The organism is Enterobacter cloacae complex sp. HYC080_NIDB (genome assembly GCF_056673325.1).
Map to the genome: position 1 here is coordinate 770,907 of NZ_CP114212.1, position 26,008 is coordinate 796,914.

Annotated in this window: 29 protein-coding genes and 1 tRNA gene; 15 read left to right on the forward strand and 15 right to left on the reverse strand. The window is 56.2% G+C overall.

Annotated features, from left to right (window positions below):
- The first annotated feature begins 283 nt into the window (after positions 1-283).
- Positions 284-811 (forward strand): helix-turn-helix domain-containing protein, encoded by a 528-nt coding sequence (locus O1723_RS03670; protein WP_045134821.1) that lies wholly within the window; start codon positions 284-286, stop codon positions 809-811.
- Positions 812-857: 46 nt separating this feature from the next.
- Here the strand turns inward: O1723_RS03670 and O1723_RS03675 are convergent, their stop codons facing one another.
- Positions 858-1,097, reverse strand: a complete 240-nt coding sequence (locus tag O1723_RS03675) for a 2-thiouracil desulfurase family protein (RefSeq protein WP_023337788.1) — start codon at positions 1,095-1,097, stop codon at positions 858-860.
- A 60-nt stretch (positions 1,098-1,157) separates the two neighbouring features.
- Here O1723_RS03675 and O1723_RS03680 point away from each other — a divergent pair, with 60 nt between their 5' ends.
- Positions 1,158-1,745 carry a hypothetical protein gene (locus tag O1723_RS03680; protein ID WP_226856248.1) on the forward strand — a complete coding sequence of 196 codons (588 nt, stop codon included), beginning with the start codon at positions 1,158-1,160 and terminating at the stop codon, positions 1,743-1,745.
- Positions 1,746-1,885: 140 nt separating this feature from the next.
- Here O1723_RS03680 and O1723_RS03685 read toward each other — a convergent pair.
- Together O1723_RS03685 and O1723_RS03690 are read right to left on the reverse strand one after the other, a co-directional pair.
- Positions 1,886-1,961, reverse strand: a tRNA-Phe gene (locus O1723_RS03685).
- 95 nt (positions 1,962-2,056) lie between these two features.
- Positions 2,057-2,770: a DUF554 domain-containing protein gene (locus tag O1723_RS03690; protein WP_023331294.1), complete on the reverse strand. Its 714-nt coding sequence runs from the start codon at positions 2,768-2,770 to the stop codon at positions 2,057-2,059.
- 182 nt (positions 2,771-2,952) lie between these two features.
- Here O1723_RS03690 and O1723_RS03695 point away from each other — a divergent pair, with 182 nt between their 5' ends.
- A complete protein-coding gene (locus tag O1723_RS03695; RefSeq protein ID WP_023337770.1) occupies positions 2,953-5,088 on the forward strand; it encodes an ornithine decarboxylase in 2,136 nt (711 codons plus the stop codon).
- 54 nt (positions 5,089-5,142) lie between these two features.
- Here the strand turns inward: O1723_RS03695 and O1723_RS03700 are convergent, their stop codons facing one another.
- Positions 5,143-5,835, reverse strand: a complete 693-nt coding sequence (locus tag O1723_RS03700) for a response regulator (RefSeq protein ID WP_023337769.1) — start codon at positions 5,833-5,835, stop codon at positions 5,143-5,145.
- On the reverse strand, positions 5,825-7,450 hold the full coding sequence (locus tag O1723_RS03705) for an ATP-binding protein (protein ID WP_023337768.1): 1,626 nt from the start codon (positions 7,448-7,450) through the stop codon (positions 5,825-5,827). The genes O1723_RS03700 and O1723_RS03705 overlap by 11 nt, the downstream gene beginning before the upstream one ends.
- 347 nt (positions 7,451-7,797) lie before the next feature.
- On the opposite strand from O1723_RS03705, the gene O1723_RS03710 reads away from it, so the two are divergent.
- From O1723_RS03710 to citG, 8 genes are read left to right on the forward strand one after another with little or no spacing between them, the layout of a single operon-like run.
- Positions 7,798-9,159 carry a 2-hydroxycarboxylate transporter family protein gene (locus O1723_RS03710; protein ID WP_023337767.1) on the forward strand — a complete coding sequence of 454 codons (1,362 nt, stop codon included), beginning with the start codon at positions 7,798-7,800 and terminating at the stop codon, positions 9,157-9,159.
- A gap of 17 nt (positions 9,160-9,176) precedes the next feature.
- Positions 9,177-10,040, forward strand: a complete 864-nt coding sequence (locus O1723_RS03715) for a fumarylacetoacetate hydrolase family protein (RefSeq protein ID WP_023337766.1) — start codon at positions 9,177-9,179, stop codon at positions 10,038-10,040.
- Positions 10,041-10,050: 10 nt separating this feature from the next.
- Positions 10,051-11,073, forward strand: a complete 1,023-nt coding sequence (gene citC / locus O1723_RS03720; RefSeq protein ID WP_023337765.1) for a [citrate (pro-3S)-lyase] ligase — start codon at positions 10,051-10,053, stop codon at positions 11,071-11,073.
- A 16-nt stretch (positions 11,074-11,089) separates the two neighbouring features.
- Positions 11,090-11,383, forward strand: a complete 294-nt coding sequence (citD, locus tag O1723_RS03725) for a citrate lyase acyl carrier protein (protein WP_023337764.1) — start codon at positions 11,090-11,092, stop codon at positions 11,381-11,383.
- Positions 11,380-12,255, forward strand: coding sequence for a citrate (pro-3S)-lyase subunit beta (citE, locus tag O1723_RS03730; protein ID WP_248191264.1), 876 nt, complete (start codon positions 11,380-11,382; stop codon positions 12,253-12,255). The genes citD and citE overlap by 4 nt, the downstream gene beginning before the upstream one ends.
- Before the next feature lie 10 nt (positions 12,256-12,265).
- Entirely contained in the window at positions 12,266-13,783 is a 1,518-nt protein-coding gene (gene citF, locus O1723_RS03735) for a citrate lyase subunit alpha (RefSeq protein ID WP_248191266.1), read from the forward strand.
- A 2-nt stretch (positions 13,784-13,785) separates the two neighbouring features.
- Entirely contained in the window at positions 13,786-14,325 is a 540-nt protein-coding gene (gene citX / locus O1723_RS03740) for a citrate lyase holo-[acyl-carrier protein] synthase (RefSeq protein WP_023337762.1), read from the forward strand.
- Positions 14,303-15,106: a triphosphoribosyl-dephospho-CoA synthase CitG gene (gene citG / locus O1723_RS03745; RefSeq protein ID WP_023337761.1), complete on the forward strand. Its 804-nt coding sequence runs from the start codon at positions 14,303-14,305 to the stop codon at positions 15,104-15,106. Before citX ends, citG begins: the two co-directional genes overlap by 23 nt.
- 88 nt (positions 15,107-15,194) lie before the next feature.
- Here the strand turns inward: citG and O1723_RS03750 are convergent, their stop codons facing one another.
- From O1723_RS03750 to mutY, 4 genes are all read right to left on the reverse strand, one after another.
- Positions 15,195-16,451, reverse strand: coding sequence for a nucleoside permease (locus O1723_RS03750; RefSeq protein ID WP_014885202.1), 1,257 nt, complete (start codon positions 16,449-16,451; stop codon positions 15,195-15,197).
- Between the two features lie 270 nt (positions 16,452-16,721).
- Positions 16,722-17,798, reverse strand: coding sequence for a membrane-bound lytic murein transglycosylase MltC (gene mltC, locus O1723_RS03755; RefSeq protein WP_014885201.1), 1,077 nt, complete (start codon positions 17,796-17,798; stop codon positions 16,722-16,724).
- A 124-nt stretch (positions 17,799-17,922) separates the two neighbouring features.
- The gene (locus O1723_RS03760; RefSeq protein WP_003862425.1) at positions 17,923-18,195 is read right to left on the reverse strand and encodes an oxidative damage protection protein; all 273 of its coding nucleotides are present in this window, start codon (positions 18,193-18,195) and stop codon (positions 17,923-17,925) included.
- A gap of 26 nt (positions 18,196-18,221) precedes the next feature.
- A complete protein-coding gene (gene mutY, locus O1723_RS03765) occupies positions 18,222-19,274 on the reverse strand; it encodes an A/G-specific adenine glycosylase (RefSeq protein ID WP_014885200.1) in 1,053 nt (350 codons plus the stop codon).
- 144 nt (positions 19,275-19,418) lie between these two features.
- Between mutY and trmB the strand changes: the two genes are divergently transcribed.
- Genes trmB through O1723_RS03780 form a run of 3 tightly spaced genes read left to right on the forward strand, consistent with a single transcriptional unit; the run spans position 19,419 to position 21,238 of the window.
- Positions 19,419-20,138: a tRNA (guanosine(46)-N7)-methyltransferase TrmB gene (trmB, locus tag O1723_RS03770; RefSeq protein WP_014885199.1), complete on the forward strand. Its 720-nt coding sequence runs from the start codon at positions 19,419-19,421 to the stop codon at positions 20,136-20,138.
- A complete protein-coding gene (locus O1723_RS03775; RefSeq protein ID WP_014885198.1) occupies positions 20,138-20,464 on the forward strand; it encodes a YggL family protein in 327 nt (108 codons plus the stop codon). The genes trmB and O1723_RS03775 overlap by 1 nt, the downstream gene beginning before the upstream one ends.
- Positions 20,465-20,521: 57 nt before the next feature.
- The gene (locus tag O1723_RS03780) at positions 20,522-21,238 is read left to right on the forward strand and encodes a YggN family protein (RefSeq protein ID WP_014885197.1); all 717 of its coding nucleotides are present in this window, start codon (positions 20,522-20,524) and stop codon (positions 21,236-21,238) included.
- A gap of 50 nt (positions 21,239-21,288) precedes the next feature.
- Here O1723_RS03780 and O1723_RS03785 read toward each other — a convergent pair whose 3' ends face one another.
- From O1723_RS03785 to O1723_RS03810, 6 genes are all read right to left on the reverse strand, one after another.
- Positions 21,289-21,627 carry an endonuclease domain-containing protein gene (locus O1723_RS03785; protein ID WP_023331282.1) on the reverse strand — a complete coding sequence of 113 codons (339 nt, stop codon included), beginning with the start codon at positions 21,625-21,627 and terminating at the stop codon, positions 21,289-21,291.
- Positions 21,628-21,690: 63 nt separating this feature from the next.
- Positions 21,691-22,833, reverse strand: coding sequence for a radical SAM family heme chaperone HemW (hemW, locus tag O1723_RS03790; protein ID WP_014885195.1), 1,143 nt, complete (start codon positions 22,831-22,833; stop codon positions 21,691-21,693).
- On the reverse strand, positions 22,826-23,419 hold the full coding sequence (locus tag O1723_RS03795) for an XTP/dITP diphosphatase (RefSeq protein WP_023331280.1): 594 nt from the start codon (positions 23,417-23,419) through the stop codon (positions 22,826-22,828). Before O1723_RS03795 ends, hemW begins: the two co-directional genes overlap by 8 nt.
- 3 nt (positions 23,420-23,422) lie before the next feature.
- Positions 23,423-23,719: a DUF167 family protein YggU gene (gene yggU / locus O1723_RS03800; RefSeq protein WP_014885193.1), complete on the reverse strand. Its 297-nt coding sequence runs from the start codon at positions 23,717-23,719 to the stop codon at positions 23,423-23,425.
- Complete coding sequence (locus O1723_RS03805; RefSeq protein WP_014885192.1) at positions 23,716-24,282, reverse strand: YggT family protein; 567 nt, start codon at positions 24,280-24,282, stop codon at positions 23,716-23,718. The genes yggU and O1723_RS03805 overlap by 4 nt, the downstream gene beginning before the upstream one ends.
- A gap of 21 nt (positions 24,283-24,303) precedes the next feature.
- Positions 24,304-25,005 carry a YggS family pyridoxal phosphate-dependent enzyme gene (locus O1723_RS03810; protein WP_023337760.1) on the reverse strand — a complete coding sequence of 234 codons (702 nt, stop codon included), beginning with the start codon at positions 25,003-25,005 and terminating at the stop codon, positions 24,304-24,306.
- Between the two features lie 17 nt (positions 25,006-25,022).
- Between O1723_RS03810 and O1723_RS03815 the strand changes: the two genes are divergently transcribed.
- Entirely contained in the window at positions 25,023-26,003 is a 981-nt protein-coding gene (locus O1723_RS03815; RefSeq protein WP_023337759.1) for a type IV pilus twitching motility protein PilT, read from the forward strand.
- Positions 26,004-26,008 lie beyond the last annotated feature (5 nt).

A 26,008-nucleotide genomic window follows, 5' to 3' on the forward strand; every position in this document is an offset into this window, starting at 1 on the left:
TTCATGACAAAAATTCTTAATGTTTAGCGAAGTGTCTTTTCTGAGATTGTTTTTTATTTATAATTAATGTCAGACATTGAATGATGGTCTACAGGAAGTCTTACTCATCAATGTGTGTATTGAGGGATGTTCAAAGCCAGAATACATTTGTCGTTAATATAACAGCGCTATAAAACGAAGGCGGCCTTCTCTCGGAAGGAGCGTTCTTGCTTTAATCTAAAAGGGATGGTTAGTGGCAACTTCAATAGTGTTAGTGACTCAGGATCGCTATCTTGTCAGGGGCATGAGGCTTTTTTTTCCAGATATTATCCTGCTCGACTCGATTGACAGAAACATATTTGATAATGGTGCCGACGAATACTCTGTATTGATTGATAGTCGTTCTCCGCTCCGTTTATATGATTACCTGATACGCCATCCGGCCAGAACAAGGAAAACGATCTGCTGCGTTATGCTGGATATGCGACATCGCGAAGAGAATCTACTCAGTATGAAGTTGTTTATGAACACGTCGCTCACCGCGCCGGATATGGCGTCGCTGTTTAATCTGGTGCTCAATATGAAGGGCAGGCGTCTGACAACCAAATGGCTGCTTAACTTACGGCTTAGCACGCACGAGGCGATCATGCTGCGGTTGCTGAGGGCAGGGATGTCGATGGAAGCCGTTGCCGATGAGCTGAATACGTCGGTGAAAAGCCTCTACCGCAAACGAACGGCGCTTTCGGAACGGCTGGGGGCGGAGAACTTCAATGAGGCGTGTTTGTTTATCTTTAAAAATAAACTGCTGGATGTGATTGGGAACGATCCCTAGATTGAAAAGAGATCAAAAGCAAAAACCCGCCTTTTGGGCGGGTTCTTTAAATAGTGGTGCCCGGACTCAGAATCGAACCAAGGACACGGGGATTTTCAATCCCACCCTGACTCTGCGCAGTTTTCAACGCCAGCCACGCCGCCAGGTCCGGGCAGTGGGTGACCAGACGGCCTTCTTCGCGCCAGTGTTGCAGCAGATCTGAGGAACAGGATTTATCGGTACCGTTGTAGCGGACAAGGTGCCCTGACAGGCAGGCGCTAAGCAGGATTATATCTTTGATGGGCATGGGAGATACCTTTGATAAGGTGCGTAGTAACGCGCTTATCTCGATACCGGCGGATATAAGGTGGCAGAAAATGAGCGGGTGGCGGTTGGATTTTGGGGAGAGGAAACGCGTATTATAATGAAAAACGAACAGTATCTTCTGCTCTTTAACCCCGTTTCTGAACTGCCAGAGGCTAAGCCATGTGTTTTATCCTCAGCGGGTGATACCAGAAGGGGACTCCTGGAAGTGATTGAAAAATTTAAAAGGACGTTAGAAATGAATAAATATCTGTCTGGTCTGTGTGTTGTTTCTTTTTTTTATTTTTCTTCAATAGGTTACGCGCACTCTGCGGGGCTAAATAAAGTTCAGGTTAGTATCAAACCCAGCAGCGCTAATGGAGGATATATCCCGGTAATTTCTGATGCAGATGAAATCGAGCCTTCTGATTTCAGGGAGTCGGACCTACGGGAGATGCAGGATAGCCTGAGGAAGATGAAGTCCGACAACCGCAAAGTCGATGAGCTAACTCAGAAGGTTTTACAGCTTGAGAGAAAGAATTCTGAGCAGGAGAGTAAGATCGAGCGATTGCAAAGAAGCCTTGATGACATGAAGCGGAGCAACGACAACCTTTCAAATCAGGTCAGCAATTTATCCGGCAAAATTAAGTGATAAAAAAGAGCCACCGCCTGTATTAACTTATCGGGCTATTAGCGTAAGCGTGCCTGCATTAAAGCCACGCTTATCAGCGCACAGAAATCGGCCGTAGCCATAAAGCAAAAACCCAGCCATAGGCTGGGTTTTCTAAATAGTGGTGCCCGGACTCGGAATCGAACCAAGGACACGGGGATTTTCAATCCCCTGCTCTACCGACTGAGCTATCCGGGCAACGGGGCGCATTAAACCTGATCTGCTTCCTGCCGTCAACGAAAAATGTTGTTTTCGTTACAGACTGCGCAATCTCTCGCCATTTCGCCGCACTCTTAAGCGAAAAAGCGCGTCCAGAGCGCTGAGAGCGGCATGGCGATCAGCAGCGCGGGCAGCATATTCACCACGGCAAACATCTTAATCCCGCAGATGCGTAACCCGGTCGCCAGCAACAGCAGGCCGCCGACGGCAGTAAAGTCCGCCATCATTGCCGGCGTAGTCAGCGGGAGTATCAGCGCGGCGCAGGTGGCGAGAGCCAGCTGAATCAGCAGCATCGGGACGCAAATTGCCGCGACGGCGATACCGAGCGTGGTGGCAAAAATGGTGGCGGTGAAGAAATCGAGAAACGCTTTCGCAATTAATATACTCGGGTCGCCCGTCATCCCTTCCTGCATCGAACCGAATATCCCGGTGCCGCTGGCACAAAACAGAATAATGATCGCAACGTAGTTCTGAATAAACGACTCGTGCGAACCGTTTTTCGCCTTACCGGGTCGGGCAATCAGGTTTTTGGCTTTGCCTACCGCGTTATTGATGCCCTTTTCCAGATAGCAAAATTCGCCAATCAGTGCGCCGAGCAGCGTTGCCAGCACCATGACGGGCAGGTTGGCGCATTTGATGACTAAAAGGATGCCGATGCCCAGCGAGGCCAGGCCAAAAATAGACGGCATGGAGGTACGAATACGCTCCGGTAGCCGCTGGCTTAACACGCCGCCAAGTATGCCGCCCAGCAGCACTGCGCCGGCGTTGATAAAGGGTCCAATTACCACCGCTAACTCCTGTTACTTAATCATTGGTATTGCATGATTATGACACGCAAAGCGGGCATTACGCTTAGCTTTGGAAGGTTTTGTGCATATTGATTCCTTCTTGCACCTCAAAATAAAAGGTGACATTATTGCGCGAATTTTCTCCTCCCTGTCTCACCGTTCGGTGAGGGTAACTAGCGCCTATGAAAACCATGAAAATTGCCGTCAGCCGCGAGCTGCTCTCCACTGTCTCAACCCACCGTGAAAAGGTGACGCTGGATAACACGGATTTTACCGATGTGGCGGCAGTCGTCATGACAACTGCTGAAAGTCGCAGCGGTATTCTCGCGTTGCTGAAACGCACGGGCTTTCAGCTACCGGTGTTTATTTTCTCGCAGGAGCAAACGGACGTGCCTGACGGTGCTACCGCGGTCATCTCGGGGAAAGCGCAGGAGTTTCTGGAACTGGAGACTGCTGCCAGCCGTTACGAAGAGAATCTGCTGCCGCCGTTTTTCGACACCCTGAGCCAGTACGTGGAGATGGGTAACAGCACCTTCGCCTGTCCTGGTCACCAGCACGGGGCGTTTTTCAAAAAGCATCCGGCGGGACGACAGTTCTTTGATTTCTTCGGTGAGAACGTGTTTCGTGCCGACATGTGCAATGCTGACGTAAAACTCGGGGATTTACTGATCCACGAAGGGTCCGCCAAGCATGCGCAAAAGTTCGCGGCGAAAGTGTTCAATGCCGATAAAACCTACTTCGTGCTGAACGGCACGTCGGCGGCCAACAAGGTGGTGACCAACGCGCTTCTGACCCGCGGCGACCTGGTGCTGTTCGATCGCAATAACCATAAATCTAACCACCACGGGGCGCTGATTCAGGCTGGGGCCACGCCGGTGTATCTTGAGGCTGCGCGTAATCCATTTGGCTTTATTGGCGGGATTGACGAGCACTGTTTTGATGACGCGTACCTGCGCGATCTTATCCGCGAGGCTGCGCCGGAGAAAGCCGACGAGGCGCGTCCGTTCCGCCTGGCGATCATCCAGCTTGGCACCTATGACGGCACGATCTACAACGCCCGTCAGGTGATCAACAAGATCGGCCATCTGTGTGATTACATCCTGTTTGACTCTGCCTGGGTGGGCTACGAGCAATTTATTCCGATGATGGCGGAAACGTCTCCGCTGTTGCTGGAGCTGAACGAGAACGATCCTGGCATTTTTGTGACCCAGTCGGTGCATAAGCAGCAGGCCGGGTTCTCGCAAACGTCGCAGATCCATAAAAAGGATAACCACATTCGTGGCCAGGCGCGGTTTTGCCCCCATAAGCGGCTGAACAATGCGTTTATGCTGCACGCCTCCACCAGCCCGTTTTATCCGCTGTTTGCAGCGCTGGATGTGAATGCCAAAATTCATGAAGGCGAGAGTGGGCGCAGGTTGTGGGCGGAGTGTGTTGAGCTGGGCATTGAGGCGCGCAAGGCGATCATTGCCAACTGCCATATGATTAAGCCGTTTATCCCGCCGGTGGTGGCGGGGCGGCCGTGGCAGGATCATCCGACGCACGCCATTGCCAGCGAGCGCCGCTTCTTCAGCTTCGAGCCGGGGGCGAAATGGCACGGGTTTGCGGGTTATGCCCGCGAGCAGTACTTTGTCGACCCGTGCAAGCTGCTGCTGACCACGCCGGGTATTGATGCGGAAACCGGGGAATATACCGGGTTCGGTATTCCGGCGACCATTCTTGCGCACTACCTGCGCGAAAACGGCATCGTGCCGGAGAAATGCGATCTCAACTCAATCCTGTTCCTGCTGACGCCAGCTGAAAGCAGCGAGAAGCTGGCGCAGCTGGTGGCAATGCTGGGACAGTTCGAGCAGCATATTGAAGACGATACGCCGCTGGCGGACGTACTGCCGACCATCTACCAGAAATACCCGGTGCGCTACCGGGATTACACCCTCCGCCAGTTGTGTCAGGAGATGCACGATCTTTATGTCAGCTTTGACGTAAAAGATCTGCAGAAGGCGATGTTCCGCAAGGAGAGCCTGCCTGAGGTGGTGATGAATCCACAGGACGCGAACCAGGCCTACATTCGCGGAAACGTGGAGCTGGTGCGCATACGGGATGCCGCAGGGCGCATTGCTGCCGAAGGGGCGCTGCCCTATCCGCCTGGCGTGCTGTGCGTGGTGCCGGGTGAAGTCTGGGGCGGGGCGGTACAGCGTTACTTCCTGGCGCTGGAAGAGGGCATCAACCTGCTGCCGGGCTTCTCGCCGGAGCTGCAGGGGGTATACAGCGAGAAGGATGCGGACGGGATTAAACGGCTGTATGGATATGTGTTGAGGTAGTGCGGGCTGCTGCCCTCACCCTAACCCTCTCCCACAGGGAGAGGGAACGTTTCATCAAACCGCACTACGCTTGTACATCCTCCTTGGATGCCCAATCTTCCCGTACAGCATCTCCACGCTCAGAAACCCCGCCTCCACGCAGTGCTCCAGATAGCGCCGGGTAGTGGTTTTACTCAACCCCGTTTCGCTCACCACCTCATCCACGGTAAAGCAGTGCGTCGCCTTGTCGTTGAACAGCGCCTGCACCCGGGCCAGCGTATTCTCCTCAATCCCTTTGCTGCCGTTGTCCTGGCGGTAGTTCTTCGCCTGGAGTTGATACAGTGAATCGACGTTTTGCTGATCGACAATCTTCCAGACGCGCTGCTGTTCGGCAAATTGCACAAAGCGCTCCAGCGACTGGCTGAGGCGCTTCCAGGAAACCGGCTTGAGGATATAGTCAAATGCGCCGTTGCGGATGGCCTGGCTGCAGGTGTCCATATCGCTGGCGGCGGTGATGAAAATCACCGAGCAGTTGGCGCGGGTCAGCATCGGGTTACTGATAAGGGTGATGCCTTTGCCGTCCGGCAGATAGTTATCCAGCAGCATCAGCTGAGGCTGTTTACGCTCAAGCTGAACCTGCGCGTCGGCCAGTGACGAGGCAATCCCCACCAGTCTCAGACGCGGGTGTTTGCTGATGAGCTCCGCGTGCAGCTGTGCCAGTTCGTTCTCGTCTTCAACAATCAGTACGTCGATAAGTTCATGTTGCATAGTCGGTGTCTTCCAGTTGCCGGACGGTTCCCGAGGCCGGGATAAACAATGAGAAAATGGCGCCGCGTGGGGTATTATCGGCAACTTCTATCGCGCCGCCAGCCTGCGTAACGTAGCTTTCGATCAGATACAGACCAATCCCATGATCGCCGCGTGTTTTGGTGGTGCTGCCGCGTTCAAAGATCCGCTCACGGATCTCCGGTTTAATGCCTACGCCCTGGTCGGCGACTTCAATAATCAGCTCCTGCTCGCTGAGTTTTATCAGCACTTCCACCGGCGCATGTGGAAGCGGCGAGCGCTGTGTTGCTTCGATGGCGTTATCCAGCAGGTTACCAATAATCGAAATCAACTCTTGCTCCCCAAGCGGCAGGAACGGCTTATCCAGCCGACAAGCCGGGTCGAAACTCAGCTCGACGCCTTTTTCCCGCGCTCGGGCGGCTTTCCCGAGCAGCAGGCCGCACAGGGTGGGAGAACTGAAGCGCGACGAGATAAAGTCCAGCAGCTCCTGGGCATGTTCCGACTGCGCCTGTATGTAGCCAATCGCCTCCTCATAGCGGCCCATATGCAGCAGGCCGGAGAGGGTGGTCATCCGGTTTAACTGCTCGTGACGCATAATGCGCAGGTTATCGACATAGCGCTTTACCTGGCTGAGCTGGGCGCTCAGAGAGTCGATTTCGTTGCGATCGCGGAAGGTGATCACCCAGCCCTGTAGCGAGCCCTCAAGCATGATGTGAACCCGGCTGGCAATCACCGTGAGATCGTTAAAACGGCAAATCTCATCGTGGGTATCTTTAGCCAGCATCGTCTGGGTGTCGAAGAACGGGACCGGGTCGATCACCTGGCTTATCAACTGTCCGCGCAGTTCACGCGCCGGCTGGCTCAGCCCCAGCAGTTTGCGCGCCGCCTGGTTGATCACTTCTATGCGCCGCTCGTTATCAATGGCAATCACCCCTTCGTAGATAGATTCCATCATCGCCTTTTGCTGACGTACCAGCAGGCCGATTTCTCGCGGTTCGAGGGAGAAGATCTGCTTCTTTATACTGCGGGTAAAGAACCAGGAGAAGATAAAGAGGGCCAAAAGCAGCAGCACGGCGGCAATGAGGATATTGACCACTTTACTGACGGTAATGGTGTCGAGGTAGCTGGTGAGATAGCCCACGGAAACAATGCCAACCACCTGCCCGGCATCGTTGAAGATAGGGGCTTTACTGCGCAGCGAAATACCCAGTCCGCCTTTACGGATGGTTGTCGTGCTTTTCCCCTGCAGGACGGCCTCATTGTCGCCGCCAACCAGCGTTGTGCCCACTCTGTCGGCAAAGACGGAATGAAAAAGGTGCTTTCCCGTGTTATCTCCAATGACAATAAAGCTGGCATCGCTATGGGCAGCCATTTTCTGCATAAAATCATGGATCGCGGTGATATCTTTTTGTTCAACTTCATTGCGTAATGACGGAATAAGCGCAATCTCCTCCGCCTGTATTTTTGCGCGCGCACTCATTTCCTGATAAAGCTGCTTACCGACATCGGCATAATAATATCCGCCCAGTAACGCAAAAAGCACTGAGAAAAAGGCAACCAGCGAAATAAACAACTTAATCTGGAAAGAGACTTTCATAACTATCACGCAAGGTAGCGACAAAGAACGCCAATATATCATCTTTTTTTCTGTGGCTGCCTGTGCTTTGCCGAAAACTTGTGATCCCTTGCACAGCGGGTGCTGTAAAAGATTTATCCTGAGGGGTTACCTCGTTCAGGCTATATGAATAAATGTTATTTGTTTGTTCAATTCAGAAAAGAAACCATAAAAACCACGATAATAAATAAGGCATAAATCACATTAAATAAAAGAAACCATTAAAACCATAGTGGCCATTAAAACTTCGCTTTTAATATGTCATCCCTCACATAAAGTAAGCCTTTGTGACTCTAAGCTGAATGCACAAAATAACCAAGGGGCTTATTATGAGCACAACTGACGATTCTTTCTCTGTTACCCACGACCCGATTGAAATTCAGCGACCCTCGCTCAAAGAGCGTTGGTGGCATATTATGGATACCTGGAAAATCGGGATTATCCCTCTGCCGCTGTTTGTTCTGGCGGGCGCACTGATTGCGATTGATTGTCTGGGCGGAAAGCTGCCGAGCGACATCGTGGTGATGGTAGCGACCCTGGCCTTCTTTGGCTTTGCCTGCGGTGAGTTTGGCAAGCGCCTGCCGATTGTCGGCAAGCTCGGTGCGGCGGCGATTTGCGCCACCTTTATCCCTTCCGCGCTGGTCTATTACGGCCTGCTGCCAGATGTGGTGGTCGAGTCCACCACGAAGTTCTACAAATCCACCAATATTCTCTATCTCTACATCTGCTGCATTATCGTCGGCAGCATCATGAGCATGAACCGCACGGTGCTGATTCAGGGCTTCCTGCGCATCTTCTTCCCGATGCTGTGCGGCGAAATCGTCGGCATGCTGGTGGGGATGGGCGTTGGTCTCGCGCTGGGCCTGGAGCCGTTCCAGATCTTCTTCTTTATCATTCTGCCGATCATGGCGGGCGGCGTCGGGGAAGGCGCAATTCCGCTTTCCATCGGTTATGCCACCCTGCTGCACATGGACCAGGGCGTAGCGCTCGGCCGCGTGCTGCCGATGGTGATGCTCGGCGGTCTGACCGCGATCATTATCTCCGGTTGCCTGAACCAGCTTGGTAAGCGCTACCCGCACCTGACCGGTGAAGGCCAGCTGATGCCTAACCGCGCCAATGCCGATACCACCGTCTCTCAGCCTGCGTTCTCTGGTAAAGCGGACGTGACCACTATCGCCTCTGGCGCGCTGCTGGCGGTGCTGCTCTACATGCTGGGCATGCTCGGCCACAAGCTGATTGGCCTGCCTGCTCCGGTCGGCATGCTGTTTATGGCGGTGCTGGTGAAGCTCTGCAACGGCGCCTCTCCGCGCCTGCTGGAGGGCTCGCAGGTGGTGTACAAATTCTTCCAGACTTCCGTGACCTACCCCATCCTCTTCGCCGTCGGCGTGGCTATCACCCCATGGCACGAACTGGTGGCGGCGTTCACCGTCAGCAACCTGCTGGTGATTGTCAGCACCGTTTCTGCGCTGGTGGCGACCGGCTTCTTCGTCGGCAAAAAGATCGGTATGCATCCGATTGATGTCGCCATCGTCTCCTGCTGCCAGAGCGGGCAGGGCGGTACCGGCGACGTGGCGATCCTGACCGCAGGCAACCGCATGAGCCTGATGCCGTTCGCCCAGATTGCTACCCGTATCGGCGGGGCGATTAACGTCTCTGTCTCTCTGCTGATTCTGGGCAACTTCCTCGTTTAAGTTTTCAGGAAAGAACAATGAAACTCGCAAGCTTTTTATACCAGGGAAAACGCAGCTACGGCATCGTCCAGGCCGACGGCGTGATTGATTTAGGCCGCCGTCTCGGCGACCGCTACAGCGACCTCAAGGCGCTGCTGGAGGGCAACGGGCTGGCGCAGGCCACCCGCTACCTGAACGACGCGGTGGACGTGCCGATGAGCGCTATCACCTTCTTACCGGTGATTGAGCAGCCGGAAAAAATCCTCTGCGTGGGCATGAACTACGCCGACAAACGCAAGGAGTTTGACCAGCATAACCCGGCCCCGACGCTGTTTGTCCGCTTCCCGGATTCACAGACCGGCCATAACGAACCGGTGCTGAAGCCGCGCCACTCCAGCGAATTCGACTACGAAGGCGAGCTGGCGGTGATCATCGGCAAAGGTGGGGAGAACATCAGTCGCGACGACGCGCTGCGCCACGTGGCGGGCTACAGCTGCTACATGGACGGCTCCGCCCGTGACTGGCAGCACACCTGGTTTACAGCCGGAAAAAACTGGCGTCAGACCGGCGCGTTTGGCCCCTGGATGGCGACGGCGGATGAGATCCCGGATCCGCACCAGCTGGCAATCCGCACCTGGCTGAACGGCCGCATGGTGCAGGAAGACAACACCAGCAGCATGATCCACAAGGTTGCGGAGCTGATCGAGTACATCAGCACCTTCACCCGCCTCAGCCCGGGCGATGTGATCATCACCGGATCCCCGGGCGGGGTGGGGAAAAAGCGTAACCCGCCGCTGTTTATGAAAGAGGGCGATCGCATTGAGGTGGAGATCGAGCATATCGGTCATCTGAGCAACGTGATCGTGGAAGCGCCCGCCGTCGGGCTTGCGGCAGCACACTGAGTAAAACGGCATGAACAGTCAACCCATCGATTTTCGCCACACTCTGGTGGCGAAGCATCCGGAACGCTTAAGCCAGATTCGCTACCTGCTGGCAGACAGCGGCCTTGGCCTGGACAACGACATCACGCTGTTTGTCGAAGCCTGGTCCGGCTCGCTGCTGGTGGGTTGCGCAGGGCTTGCCGCCAACGTCATCAAATGCGTGGCGGTCAACGAGCAGCTTCGCGGCGAGAACCTCAGCGCGCGGCTGCTGGCTGAGGTGGAAAATGCGGCGCTGGAGCGCGGCCATTTTCACCTCTTCCTCTGCACCCGTCCGTGCAACCGGGAGCGCTTTGCCCGCAGTGGCTTCTGGCCGATTGCCCAGAGCGGAAACAACGCGGTGCTGATGGAGAACACCCCGCAGGGGATCGAACGCTACTGCCGTTCCCTGCGCGCGAAGCGCAAAAGCGGGGAGAACATTGGCGCGATAGTGATGAACGCCAATCCTTTCACCCTCGGCCATCGCCATCTGGTGGAGCAGGCGGCGCAGCAGTGCGATGCGCTGCATCTCTTCGTGGTGCGTGAAGATGCGTCGTTCTTCCCGTTTAGCGCGCGCATTGAGATGGTGCGGGCGGGCGTGGCACAACTGCCGAACGTGGTGGTGCATGAAGGCTCGCAGTACATCATCTCCCGCGCCACCTTCCCGGCCTACTTCCTGAAGGAGACCGGCAAAGTGCAGCAGGCGTGGAGTGAAATCGACGTGCTGATTTTCCGCGACTTTATTGCCCCGGCGCTGGGCATCACCCACCGCTTCATCGGCTCGGAGCCCTTTTGCGATATCACCCGGCAGTACAACCAGACGCTGCACGATCTGCTGGCCTCGCATATTGAGGTGGTGGAAATGCCACGCATCAAGGCCACCGGCAACGCCATTTCCGCGTCCGAAGTGCGCCGTTTACTCAAGGCACAGCAATTTTCCCGGATCCGGGAGATTGTCCCGGACTCCACCTTCGCGCATCTCGAAACGCATTACCGTGCGAGTGCCGAAGTCGCATAACTACCAGGAATTTATCATGAATATTGTAAGGGAGGCGCTGGCCGGCACGCAGGAGTCCAGCGACCTGATGGTGAAAATCGCTCCCGCTCACGGCGAGCTGGAGATAGTCATCCACAGTGAAGTGATTAAGCAGTTTGGCGAGCAGATTCGCCAGGTGGTCAACGACACATTGCGCACCATGAACGTGCACCAGGGACTCATCATTATTGAAGATAAAGGGGCGCTGGACTGTGTTATTCGCGCCCGCCTGCAAAGCGCGCTGATGCGTGCCGCCGATGATCAAACCATCAACTGGGGGGCGCTGAAATGAGCAAACTCCGCCGCAGTATGCTGTTCCTGCCGGGCGCCAACACCGCCATGCTTTCCACCGCCTTTATCTACCGGCCTGATTCCATCATGTTTGACCTGGAAGACGCCGTTGCCCTGCGCGAGAAAGACACCGCGCGCATGCTGGTGTTCCACGCGCTACAGCACCCGATGTATCAGGATATCGAAACCGTGGTGCGCATTAACCCGCTGAGCACGCCGTTTGGCCTGCTGGATCTGGAAGCCGCCGTGCGGGCGGGCGTGGACGTGATTCGCCTGCCGAAAACCGATACCCCGGACGATATCTACGAGCTGGAGGTGCACCTGGCGCGTATTGAACGCGAGTGCGGCCGCGAAGTCGGCTCTACCCGCGTCATGGCGGCGATTGAATCGGCCATTGGCGTGATAAATGCCGTGGCGATTGCCCGCAGCTCCCCGCGCCTCATCGGCATCGCGCTGGCCGCCTTTGATTATGTGATGGATATGCAGACCGAGCGCGGCGACGGCACCGAGCTGTTCTACGCCCGCTGCGCCGTATTGCACGCCGCCCGTGCGGCGGGCATCGACGCCTTCGACGTGGTGTGGTCAGACGTTAACGACGAGGCCGGGTTCCTGCGCGAGGTCGATCTGATCCGCAAGATGGGCTTTAACGGCAAATCGCTGATTAACCCGCGCCAGATTGACCTGCTGCATAACGCCTACGCCCCGACGCAGGAAGAGGTGGAACACGCGAAGCGAGTGATTGAGGCGGCAGAAGAGGGCGAGCGTAACGGCCTGGGCGTGGTGTCGCTCAACGGCAAAATGGTGGATGCACCGATTATTAACCACGCGCAGGTGGTGCTGGAGCGCGCGGCGGCCTCCGGCGTGCGTCGGTAAGGATGACAGAATGAACCAGACTGAACTTCTCCATATGAATTTCCCCCATCTGCGGGGCTTAAAACCGTTTGATACCGCCCACAGCGCGACGCCGTGGCTGGCGGATGCTGACGCGAAGCACAGCCGCAAACTCTGCGCCTCCGTTGAAGAGGCGGTGAAGCGCTGCGGCCTGCAGGACGGGATGACCATCTCTTTCCACCACGCGTTTCGCGAAGGCGACCGGGTGATCAACACCGTCGTGGCGCTGCTGGCGCGAATGGGTTTCAAAAACCTGACGCTGGCCTCCAGCTCGCTGATGACCTGCAATGACGCGCTGATCGAGCATATTGAAAGCGGCGTCATCACCCGGATTTACACCTCCGGAATGCGCGGCAGGCTGGCGGATGCCATCTCCCACGGGCTGATGGACGAGCCGGTGCAAATTCACTCCCACGGCGGGCGCGTGAAGCTCTTGCAGGACGGCGAGCTGAATATCGACGTGGCGTTTCTCGGCGTGCCGTGCAGCGATGAGTTTGGCAACGCCAACGGCACCCACGGTAAATCCTGCTGCGGCTCGCTGGGCTACGCCATGGTGGATGCGCACTTTGCCCGCAAGGTGGTGCTGCTGACCGAAGAACTGGTGCCGTTCCCCAATATGCCCGCCGGCCTGGTGCAGGACCAGGTGGACTACATCGTGCAGGTTGAGAGCGTCGGTGACCCGGCGAAAATCAGCGTTGGCGCGGCGCGCGTCACCAGCAACCCGCGCGAGCTGATGATCGCCCGCTATGCGGCGGACGTGATTGAACATTCCGGCTACTTTAACCCGGGCTTCTCAATGCAGACCGGCTCCGGCGCGGCGGCGACCGCCTGCACGCGCTTTATGGAAGAGAAAATGGAGCGCAGCGGCGTGAAGGCGCGCTTCGCGCTTGGCGGCATCACCGGCAGCCTGGTGGATTTGCACGAGAAGGGGCTCATCGAAAAGCTGCTCGACACCCAGTGCTTTGACGGCCAGGCGGCGGCGTCTCTGGCGCGCAACCCGAACCACGTGGAGATCTCCACCAATGTTTACGCCAACCCCGGCAGCAAGGCGGCAAGCTGCGACCAGCTCGACGTGGTGATCCTCAGCGCCCTCGAAATCGATGTTGATTTCAACGTCAACGTCATCACAGGCTCCGACGGCGTGATGCGCGGCGCGTCCGGCGGACACTGCGACGTGGCCGCTGCGGCGAACCTCACCATCGTCGTCGCGCCGCTGCTGCGCAGCCGCATTCCGACGGTCGTGAAGCGCGTCACCACGCGCCTCACGCCGGGTGAGAGCATCGACGTGCTGGTCACCGATCACGGCATTGCGGTTAACCCGGCGCGCCCGGAGGTGCGTGAGCGGCTGATGGCTGCCGGGCTGAAGATTGTGGATATCAACGCGCTCTATGAACGGGCGATATCGCTGACGGGCGTACCGAAGCCGATTGAGTTTACCGACAAAATCGTCGGGGTGATCCGCTACCGCGACGGCAGCGTGATCGACACCGTGCGACAGGTGAAGGAGTGATTATGACAGTAGCGACACCCGTGCGGACGGGTGTCAGCCTGGACGAACTGCTGGCGGCGAAAGAGCGCCGCGCAGCGCGTCAGGCTGACATGCTTGAGCACTATCAACAACCGGTGATTTCCCTCACGCTGGTCACGCCAGGGGAAATTAAAGACAGCCTGCGCTATCGCAACACCATGGGCGTAGCGCTCCAGACGTGCGACCAGCTGCTATGGGAGAACCGCTGGCAGGTGCTGGACCGTCAGGTGCTGTGGCTTCCGACCGGGTCCGAGGCCCTGTGGTGCGTGGCTCATCCGGCAGCGGAAATTAAAGCGCACTGCGCGGATCTGGAGCAGACGCACCCGCTCGGCAGGCTGTGGGATCTGGATGTTATCTGCCCTCAGCATGGCCACGTCGGGCGTCAGTCGCTGGGGGCAAATCTCAGACGCTGCCTGATCTGCGACGAACCTGCGCATGCCTGTTCCCGCTCGCGGAACCATCCCGTTGAGCAGGTGGTTTCCCGGGTGGAGAAGATGATTGATGACTGGTTTGCTCGCGACTAAACCCCGCATTGCGGACGTGCCCGCGCTTGCCGAAGCGGCACTGTGGCAGGAGCTGGAGCTGACGCCCAAACCGGGGCTGGTGGACAAGCTCAATAACGGTTCCCACCGCGATATGGACCACGCGCTGTTTGCCCGCAGCATTGCGGCGATTACGCCGTGGTTTGCGCGCTTTGCTGAACTTGGTAACGCGCATGCGGATAAGCCCGCTGACGCACAGCTACGGATTATCCGCCCAATGGGGATGGCCTGCGAGCAGGCGATGTACGCCGCGACGAACGGCGTGAATACGCACAAAGGCGGGATTTTTGCCCTGGGTTTACTGTGCTTCGCCGCCGGACGTGTGAACAATCTTTCTGCGGACAGCCTCTGTTGTGAGGTGGGTAACATCTGCCGCGGGCTGGTGTCGCGAGAGTTGGCCGCGCGCAGCGGGCAGGCGACGGCGGGCGAGCGGCAGTTTCAGCAGTACGGCTTAACCGGCGCGCGCGGTGAGGCGGAAAGCGGCTTTGCCACGGTGCGTAAGGCGCTGGCGCTGTGGAACGGACGGTCGCTTCACAGCCTGCTGTTACGCCTGATGTCAGTCAATCAGGACAGCAATCTGGTGTCGCGCGGTGGCATGGAAGGGCTGCGCTACGTTCAGGACTACGCGCGGGAATTGCTGGCTAACGGCTGGGACCGCGAAGCGTTGCTTAAAATGGATATCGCATTGATAGAACGCAATCTGAGTCCGGGGGGCAGCGCGGATTTGCTGTCGGTGGGGTGGGTGCTTTCTGCAATAAAATAGCCGGGTGGCGGCTTCGCCTTACCCGGCCTACGGTTTGGTTTTGTAGGCCCGGTAAGCGTTAGCGCCACCGGGCACAACACACCAAAGATTAGTGCGCGATCGGCTGCGCACCGTTCGGCACACGCACGTGCTTGTACTTGAACAGCGCGATGAACGCGAAGAACAGCACCAGCGAGTATGCGGCGAAGATCAGCCACACCGGCTGCCAGTTGGTGATGCCGTTGGTGGTGTACATCTCTACCACTTTACCGCTCACCACGCCGCCCAGAATACAGCCGAAGCCGTTGGTCATCATCAGGAACATGCCCTGTGCGCTGGCGCGGATTTCAGGCTTCACTTCTTTTTCCACGAATACGGAACCGGAAATGTTGAAGAAGTCGAAGGCACAGCCGTAAACAATCATCGACAGCACCAGCAGTACGGTGCCGAATGCGCTCGGGTCGCCGTAGGCGAACAGACCAAAGCGCAACATCCATGCCGCGATACTGATCAGCATGACGTTCTTGATGCCGTAGCGGCTCAGGAAGAACGGGATGGTCAGGATGAACAGCGTCTCAGAGATCTGAGAGATGGACATCATCACCGACGCATGCTCAACGATAAAGCTTCCGGCAAACAGCGGATTGTTATCGAAGCTGTGCAGGAAGGTGTTGCCGAACATGTTGGTGATCTGCAGCTCTGCGCCCAGCAGCATGGAGAAGATAAAGAAGATCGCCATCCGTTTGTTTTTAAACAGCGCGAAAGCGTCCAGACCGAGCATGGTGCTCCAGCTCTGGTTTTTCTGCTGGTTTGAAACCGGAATGGTTGGCAGCGTCAGGGTGAAGATCGCCAGCAGCACGGAGAGCGCGGCACCGATGTAGAGCTGCATATGGCTCAGTTCAAAGCCTGCGAAGCTCACGCCCCACATTGCCATGATAAAGCCGATGGTGCCCCAGATACGGATTGGCGGGAAATCGGTCACGATATCCATCCCGGCAGATTTCAGGCGGTAGTAAGAGATGGTGTTGATCAGCCCAAGCGTTGGCATATAGGCCAGCGAGTTAAGCAGGATCACCATAAACATTGCCCCTGGCGTGGTCACTTCGGCCGCCATAAACAGCGTCCCTGCGCCCACCAGATGGCAAAGCATGTACAGCCATTTCGCACTTAACCATTTATCCGCCACGATACCGAGCAGTGTTGGCATGAAGACCGCCGCGATACCCAGCGAGCTGTAGACGGCACCGATTGACGCACCATCGAACTTGAGCGTCACAAACATATAGGAGCCGAGTGTAGTCAGCCAGCTACCCCACAGGCAGAACTGCAGAAACGACAATATTTTAAGCTGCAGCTTAAGGTTCATGTTACTTTCCTCACAAGTGAGCGGGAGATATGTTGTTTTTGGAACATTCAGGGTTGTTATTTGATGCAATTCTATCAGTTGGCAACGATATGTTTTGTTACCTCCCGCAAAAAAATGCAATCCACATTAATTTGCAGTTTGGATTGTGATGCAAATAACATTTTCGTATGGGTGGGGTGAGTGAGTGCGGCCTGATGCCCTCACCCTGACCCTCTCCCACGGGGAGAGGGAAAGCAGAACACCTTCTCCTTGCAGGAGAAGGTGTGTTGATTATCGACGACGATAGTTCTTCTGCGCCGTATTGACCTTATACAGATAGCGGCGGGACTCCGCTGATGGGTGGCGGGTGGTGAGGGTTGAGTAAACATCCCCCGGCGCCATGCTGTTGATGATGTTTGCGGCCTGCACTTTGTCGTTCGAGAAGACGCGCAGCACGCTGCCCGCGCCGCCGTTATAGGCGGTGATTACGGCATAGCGGCGTGAGGTCGGGTTATCGATGCCGCCGAGATAAACATTGTTCAGCATCGCCAGATAGGCCGTGCCGGTATCAATGTTGCTCTGGGGATCGAACAGATAGCTACGGCTCGGCGTGCCGGATTTGCCCTGCGCGCGGAAGACGTCCTTACCGGCGCTGTGCTGGACTACCTGCATCAGCCCCAGGGCGTCGGAACGGCTAACTGCGTAAGGGTTGAACGACGATTCGGTCTGCATAATCGCCAGGATCAGCGACTCATCCACGCCGTACTTACGTGATGCCTGACGCACCATGCCAAGATACTTATGCGCACGCTTGTCGAGGTGGTTCGGCACGAGGTTGATGGTGACGCTATAAATTATCTTCAGGCCGTTAGAGCGGCTCTTCAGTCGCGTCTGCAGCAGATAGTCGGCAAATTTCGTGGCGCGACCTTCCCAGCGGATTGGCTGGCCGGTTTGATCGACAACCTGACCGTACAGGAACGGCTCTTTCGAGATGGTGATATCGTCGGCATCGGAGTAGAGATCGATAGATCCCGGGTCGTCACCCATCAGCAGGGTTTTGATAATCGCCTGACGCAGTCGTGCCGCAGGGTCAGTACCCGCGATGGTTTCAATGGTGATCGTACCCTCATCAAAGTTGATGTGGCTACGGGTCAGATAGGCGTCGGTGTACTTAACGTAGTCCTTCGGTCCGGCAATAAGAACTTCGTTAAATCCCCAGATGTTCTCGATGTTGTGGGCAAACTGCCCCATCAAAATGTCAAAACCGTTGGTGTCTTTGATCCAGGCTTCGTTGTAATCATCGCCTTTTTTTGACGAACAGGAGACCAGCAACGGCGCAACAAGGGCTAGCGCTAAAAGTTTTTTCATCATTCCGGGCGTGCGTGTTGTGTTTGCTTAGTCGTTGCTATTGCCCGGCGGCGCTTCGCTTGCACGGGCCTACGGTTTTGTAGGCCGGGTAAGCGCAGCGCCACCCGGCAACAGCCGCTCAATATTATTTTTCTGGAGGCGTATAGCCTTCGATGTGCACGTCTTTGCCTTCAAACAGGAAGTTCACCATCTCCTGTTCCAGCAGCTTGCGGTGTTCCGGGTTCATCATGCTGAGCTTTTTCTCGTTAATCAGCATGGTCTGCTTTTTCTGCCACTGTCCCCAGGCTTCTTTGGAGATCTCGTTATAAATGCGTTTACCCAGATCCCCCGGATAAAGCTGGAAATCCTGGCCTTCAGCGTCACGCTGCAGGAAAGTACAAAAAATCGTTCTGGCCATACTCATTCCTCTTTTTCTTGTCGATGCTAAACCATTGCACCGGCACGTAATTGCTGTAACAGGCGCTCCACGGGAGCCGCCAGCCCGACTGATGGCGGTTGCGCTAAGTTATACCAGAGAGCGGTGCCTTCATCCATGCACGAGGCAAATGAGGACACGGGAAGCCACATCGGCACAATATCCAGGTGGAAATGGCTGAAGGTATGGCGAAACGCGGTCAGCTGCGTCAGGTTATCGGCAGCAATACCGCGCTGTTTAAGCCATTCACGCAGCAAATCTTCATCTTCAAACTGTGGGAAGCAGTATAGACCGCCCCACAGGCCGCTCGGTGGACGCTGGGCCAGGAACACCTCGTCGCCGTGCTGCATCAGCAGCATGTAACCGGTGCGCTCCGGTAGCGTCTGCTTCGGTTTTTTCCCCGGGTATTGCGACCACGAATGATTAGCGTAGGCCACGCAGAGAGTATTGAGCGGGCAGAGTTCGCACTTGGGTTTTGAGCGCGTGCAAACCATCGCACCCAGATCCATCATCGCCTGGTTAAAACGTTCGACGCCGTTGGCCGGGGTAACCGCTTCACTGATCTCCCACAGACGTTTCTCAACCTCTTTTTTACCGGGCCAGCCGTCCACCGCATAGCAACGTGCCAGCACGCGCTTCACGTTGCCGTCGAGGATCGGGAAATGCTTACCCAAAGAGAGAGAGAGAATGGCTCCCGCCGTTGAACGCCCGACCCCGGGTAAATCTGCCACTTCATCGAAAGTTTCCGGGAATTTACCGTTGTGGCGCGTGGCGACCTGCTGCGCGGCTTTGTGCAGATTACGCGCGCGGGCGTAATAGCCCAGGCCTGTCCACAGGTGCAATACCTCGTCCAGCGGGGCATTCGCCAGGTCTGTTACCGTCGGGAAGCGTGCCATAAAACGTTCAAAGTATGGGATCACCGTGGCGACCTGCGTTTGTTGCAACATCACTTCGGAGAGCCATACTTTGTAAGGCGTTTTTTCAATTTGCCAGGGCAGGGTTTTACGCCCGTATTTGTCGTACCAGTCCAGCACCTGGGCTGAAAATTGAGAGGCTTGCATGGTCATCGATTCACATAATCAGGGACGCAGATTGCAGCACAGCGTCAATCTGCTGTAAACCGGATCTTTCCCATGCTTGCATAGACGCCTTAACTTTGGATAATGCCCGTTTCCCGAACATTCTCACAAGCAGACAACTCTTTTATGAAAAACGACGTCATTTCACCGGAATTTGATGAAAATGGTCGCCCGCTGCGCCGTATTCGCAGCTTTGTCCGTCGTCAGGGCCGCCTGACAAAAGGGCAGCAACATGCGCTGGACAACTACTGGCCGGTGATGGGCGTTGAGTTCAGCGAGCAGCCGCTGGACTTTGCCGGGCTGTTTGGCCGCGAAGCGCCAGTCACGCTGGAGATTGGTTTTGGTATGGGCACCTCTCTGGTGACCATGGCGCAAGCTCGCCCGGAGCAGAACTTCCTCGGTATTGAAGTGCACTCCCCGGGCGTCGGCGCGTGTCTCGCAACTGCCCATGAAGAGGGTGTAGAGAACCTGCGCGTCATGTGTCATGACGCGGTGGAAGTGCTGCACAAAATGATTCCTGACAATTCTTTAACCATGGTTCAGCTCTTTTTCCCTGACCCGTGGCACAAAGCACGTCATAATAAACGCCGTATCGTTCAGGCACCGTTTGCCGAGCTGGTGAAAAGCAAGCTGAAACTGGGCGGCGTCTTCCATATGGCGACCGACTGGGAACCTTATGCGGAACATATGCTGGAAGTGATGTCGTCTCTGGACGGGTATAAAAACCAGTCTGAAAGCAACGACTATGTTCCGCGTCCGGATTCACGTCCGGTAACGAAATTTGAACAGCGTGGCCATCGTCTTGGTCACGGTGTATGGGACTTAATGTTCGAGAGGGTGAAATAATGGCAAAGAATCGTAGCCGTCGTCTGCGTAAAAAAATGCACATCGAAGAATTCCAGGAAGTGGGTTTCTCCGTTGCGTGGCGTTTCCCGGAAGGCACCAGTGTAGAACAGATCGATCAGGACGTGGATGCCTTCATCAACGACGTGATTGAGCCCAACAAGCTGGCCTTCGACGGTAGCGGTTACCTGGCGTGGGAAGGTCTGATCTGCACCCAGGAAGTGGGTAAATGCACCGAAGAACATCAGGCGCTGGTTCGTAAATGGCTTGAAGACCACAAGCTGGAAGATGTCCGCGTCAGCGAACTTTTCGACGTTTGGTGGGACTAATAAAGCAAGTACGGGGCCAGCATTAGCTGGCCCATTTTGTCTGAGGGAGTGTTTAAGATGCGCAAAACGTTGCTGGCTGTTGCTTTGATGGCAACCGGATTCACCGCCCATGCGGAGTATAAATGTAGCGTCACCCCGCGTGATGACGTGGTGTTAAGCCCGCAAACCGTGCAGGTCAAAGGCGAGAACGGCAATCTGGTGATTACGCCGCAAGGGAACGTCACCTTTAACGGCAAAGAGTACAATCTGACAGCCGCACAGCGTGAGCAGGCGAAAGACTATCAGGCCGATTTGCGTACCGCGCTGCCATGGATTAATGAAGGTGCCCTGACGCGCGTCGAAAAAAGCCGTGTTGCACTGGATAAGATCATTACCAAAGAGGTGGGGGAGAGTAGCAATATGCGCTCCCGCCTGACGAAGCTCGATAAGCAGCTCAAAGAGCAGATGAACCGGATTATCGAGACGCGCTCTGATGGCCTGACGTTCCACTACAAGGCGATTGATCAGGTCCGTGCTGACGGACAGCAGCTGGTGAACCAGGCGATGGGCGGCATCCTGCAGGACAGCATCAACGAGATGGGGGCTAAAGCGGTCCTGAAGGGCGGCGGTAACCCGCTGCAGGGCGTGCTGGGCAGTCTGGGTGGCTTGCAGACCTCAATTCAGAACGAGTGGAAGAACCAGGAAGATGATTTCCAGCAGTTCGGCAAAGACGTGTGTAAACGCGTGGTGTCGCTGGAAGATAGCCGGAAGGCGCTGGTGGGGACGTTGAAGTAATCCTCTGCGCGCTGGGCCCCTCACCCCGGCCCTCTCCCTGTGGGAGAGGGTTAGGGTGAGGGCATCAGGCTCTGCAATTTTTGAAGTATAACCGTCAGCACTTCCTCTTCCTGAGAAGTAAATTCATTGTTCCAGAATCGCACGACTTCCCAGCCATTTGTATGCAAAAACTCTGTACGACGTGAATCGTATTTCTCTTTGCTTTGATGTTGCCCTCCGTCGAGCTCAATAATCAATTTCGCCTTAAAACAGGCAAAATCTGCAACATACGGCCCAATCGGCATCTGGCGGCGAAACTTATAGCCAAAGAACCGACGACCTCTGAGCAAATACCAGAGGCGAAATTCTTCGGGCGTCATTTGTTTGCGAAGTTGTTTTGAGTTTTCCATCCCCACACTCTGCCAGCTTTTCCTTCAGCCGGCAGAACGGGATGCAAAAACCTGAATTAGCCTTCAGGAATCGTCGGCGAGGAACAGCTCAAGAAGGGAATTTAAGAACAGTTTGCCGTGCTCGGTGATCTGCCAGTAATCTTCACACTCAGTCAGATACCCCTGCGCCAGCGCCTCGTCAATCTGAGGACGAATCACTGACTCCGGCAGACCGGTGTAACGCGCAAATTCCGCGCGCGGCGCGGCTTCCAGCAGGCGGAAGCGGTTCATAAAGAACTCAAACGGTTTATCCGCCGCCTCAACGTCGTGCTGGCGCTCGAGATAACGGCCTTCCATATACCCTCGCGGGTGGCGGGTTTTGGCGGTACGCAGAATGCGACCGTCCGGGAAAGTCACCTTACCGTGCGCGCCGCAGCCAATTCCCAGGTAGTCGCCAAAACGCCAGTAGTTCAGGTTGTGCTGACACTGATACCCCGGTTTCGCATACGCAGACGTCTCGTACTGCTGATACCCCGCAGCGGTTAACAACTGGTGGCCCTGCTCGAAAATATCCCACAGCGCGTCGTCATCCGGCAGAACCGGAGGACGGGAACCAAACAGCGTGTTGGGTTCAATGGTGAGCTGATACCAGGACAGATGCGGCGGGTTAAGTTCAATCGCCTGGCGCAGATCGTCCAGCGCTTCGTCGAGCGACTGGTCCGGCAGGCCGTGCATCAAATCGAGGTTAAAGCTGCGCAGACCCAGTCCTGTCGCCAGGTTTGCCGCACGCTTTGCTTCCTCAGGGCCGTGAATGCGCCCCAGGCGCTTCAGTTTTGGCTCGCTAAAGCTCTGCACGCCGATGGAAATACGGTTCACGCCAGCACGCTGATACTCGACAAAACGATCGGCCTCAACGGTACCGGGGTTGGCTTCCATCGTAATTTCAGCATCCGCGGCCAGGTTCAGGCGCGCACGCACGCCGTCCAGCAGCGTCTGCATCGCCGGGCCTGACAGCAGGCTCGGCGTACCGCCACCAATGAAAATGGTCTTAACTTCACGTCCCTGTGCGTAAGGTACATCGGCGTCCAGGTCAGCCAGCAGATGCGCAACGTAGTCATCGTGCGGCACTTCACCTTTCAGCGCGTGCGAGTTGAAATCGCAGTACGGGCATTTCTGCACGCACCACGGGATGTGAATATAAAGACTCAGAGGTGGCAAATTAGCCATTACGCAGTGCTTCCAGTAACAGTTTCAGTGCGCGCCCACGGTGGGAAATCGCGCTTTTCTCTTCGCGGGTCAGTTCCGCTGCGGTTTTGCCCTCGGACGGGACAAAGAAAATCGGGTCGTAGCCAAAACCGCCGTTGCCCGCAGCTTCACGGGTAATCACGCCCGGCCAGCTACCGTGGCAGACGATCGGCGTCGGGTCCTCTGCGTGACGCAGATAGACCAGCACGCAGTGGAACTGTGCGGTCCGCTGTTCGTCCGGTACGTCTTTCAGGGCAACAAGCAGCTTTTCCAGATTCTGCTGGTCGGTTGCATCAACACCGGAATAACGAGCAGAGTAAATCCCCGGCGCGCCGCCAAGAAAATCGACGGCCAGACCGGAGTCATCGGCAATGGCGGGCAGACCGGTAATCTGCGCGGCATGGCGTGCTTTCAGGATCGCGTTTTCAATAAACGTCAGCCCCGTCTCTTCGGCAGAATCTACGCCAAGATCGGTCTGAGCGACCACATCCAGCCCAAAATCATTTAATAGCGAGGCCAACTCGCGCACTTTACCGGCGTTGCCGGTCGCGAGAACAACTTTCTGCATGGTTTAGTCCTGTTCTGTCAAAGCCGCGACTTCCGTCGGGATGGATTGCGGGTTGAGGATTTTTACCTGTTTATGCCGCCCCAGTTCGCCTTTTTCAATGATGACCTGGCTTTTGGCCACGCGAAACTGTTTTGCCAGATATTTGGTCAGATGCGCGTTTGCCTGACCGTCAACCGGCGGGGCGGTGATGGCGACTTTTAACTCGTCGCCATGCAGTCCAACAATACTGTCACGGCTGGCTTTCGGCTGAATATACAGCCGCAAAACCAGCCCGTCAGCGCAGGTGCTTACGGCACTCATAGCGCCATCCACAGCCCCGGCAACAGCATGTCGCCCGTAGACTGCAGCAGTTCAGCGATCCCCATGTTGATCACATAGAGCAGCAGAACCAGAATCATCGGGGAGAAGTCGATGCCGCCCATAGAGGGAAGTAAGTTACGGATCGGACGCAGCAGCGGCTCGGCCAACTGAATCAGGGCATACTCTACCGGGCTACGCCCCTGGCTCACCCAGCTCATGATGGCCATCACCAGCAGCACCCAGAAAATCAGCAGACCGACGGTTTTGATCAGAATCAGCACGGCGGCAATCCAGATAATCGGCTGGAAGGTGATGACCATAAACAGCACGATGGCTTTGATAACGCTAAGAATAAACGCTACCAGCAGCGAAGCGCTGTCGATGGGACCCATGGCCGGGATAATGCGGCGCAGGGGCCCGACAATAGGTTGCGTGATTTTCACGACAAACTGGGAGAACGGATTGTAAAAATCACAACGGGCCCACTGCATCCAGACGCGCAGCAAAAGCGCCATCGTATACAGCTCAATGACCGTTGAGAGCAGGAAAGTCAACGTCTTCATGGCGTTCCTCAGGTTTCCTTATTATTTGGAGTAGTCGCGCGCACCGAAAATGGCGGTACCGATGCGCACCATAGTGCTGCCTGCCGCGATGGCGGCTTCCATATCATCCGACATGCCCAGAGAAAGCGTGTCTACCGTGTTGTAGCGCGCTTTAAGCGCCTCAAATGCTACAGCCATTTGCTGTGCCACGGCAAACTGCCTTTCATAACTTGACTCTGGCGCCGGAATAGCCATCAGCCCACGCAGGGTTAAGCGTGGCAGGGCGGCCACGTCTGCGGCCAGCGCATTCAGCTCGCTTAGCGCAATGCCAGACTTGCTGTTTTCGTCGCTGATGTTGATTTGTATCAGCACGTTAAGCGCTGGCATCTCTGCCGGGCGTTGTTCGTTCAGGCGTGTGGCAATGCGCAGACGGTCAATCGTATGGCACCAGTCGAAGTGCTCTGCCACCAGACGGCTTTTGTTCGACTGCAGTGGACCAATAAAGTGCCACTGAAGATCCGTATTCCCCTTTTCCCGGAAGTCGCGAATTTTATCCACGCCTTCCTGCACGTAGTTCTCACCAAATGCGCGCTGGCCTGCATCAATCGCTTCTGCGATGGCGCTCGCAGGCTTGGTTTTGCTGACTGCAAGGAGCGTAATTTCTTCTGAAGCACGGCCGCAACGCGTTGCGGCAGCTGAGATTTTGTCCCGGACCTGTGCCAGGTTATGCGCAATGTCGTTCATTTTCCGAGGAGTAGTCTATGGATGTGGAAGAAATGGTGGCCCTTAGTGTAAAGCATAACGTCTCCGATCTACACCTGTGCAGTGATTCGCCACCCCGCTGGCGCCGGTCAGGACGCCTTGAACCCGCGCCGTTTCCGCCGCCAGATGTCGGAGCGTTATTAAAAGCGTGGCTCAATGATGAGCAGCAGGGAAGCTGGTGGGCTCACGGTCAGGTCGATTTTGCCGTGACGGTGGCAGAAGGCCAGCGTCTGCGCGGGAGTGCGTTTAAGCAGATTAACGGGGTGTCCATCGCCCTGCGGTTGCTGCCACGCACCTGTTCGCCACTCTCTTTGCTGGGCGTGCCGCGTGCCATTCCGGAACTGTTATCCAGTGACAACGGGTTGATTCTGGTGACGGGGGCGACCGGCAGCGGCAAATCTACCACTCTGGCGGCGATGGTCGATTTCCTCAACCACCATACTGACGGGCATATCCTCACGCTTGAAGATCCGGTGGAGTATCTGTACCGGAGCGAACGCTGCCTGATTCAGCAGCGGGAAATAGGTCAGCACTGCCCGTCTTTTGTCGAGGCGCTGCGCGGAGCGTTACGCGAGGATCCAGATGTGATTTTGCTGGGGGAGCTGCGTGATGCAGAGACGATCCGTCTCGCGTTGACGGCGGCGGAGACCGGGCATCTGGTGCTGGCGACACTGCATACGCGGGGTGCCTCGCAGGCCATTGAGCGGCTGGTGGACACCTTCCCGGCGCAGGAGAAAGACCCGGTACGTAACCAGCTGGCCGGTAGCCTGCGTGCGGTGCTGGCACAGAGGCTGCTTCCCGACCTGCAGGGTGGGCGTGTCGCGCTGTATGAACTGCTGGTGAATACCCCGGCGGCGGCAAATCTGATTCGTGAAGGAAAAACCTGGCAACTGCCCGGTATCATTCAAACAGGCCAGCAGGCGGGAATGCAGAACTTTGATCAAAGCATGGCGGAGAGACGGGCGCAGGGGCGGCTATAGGCCCC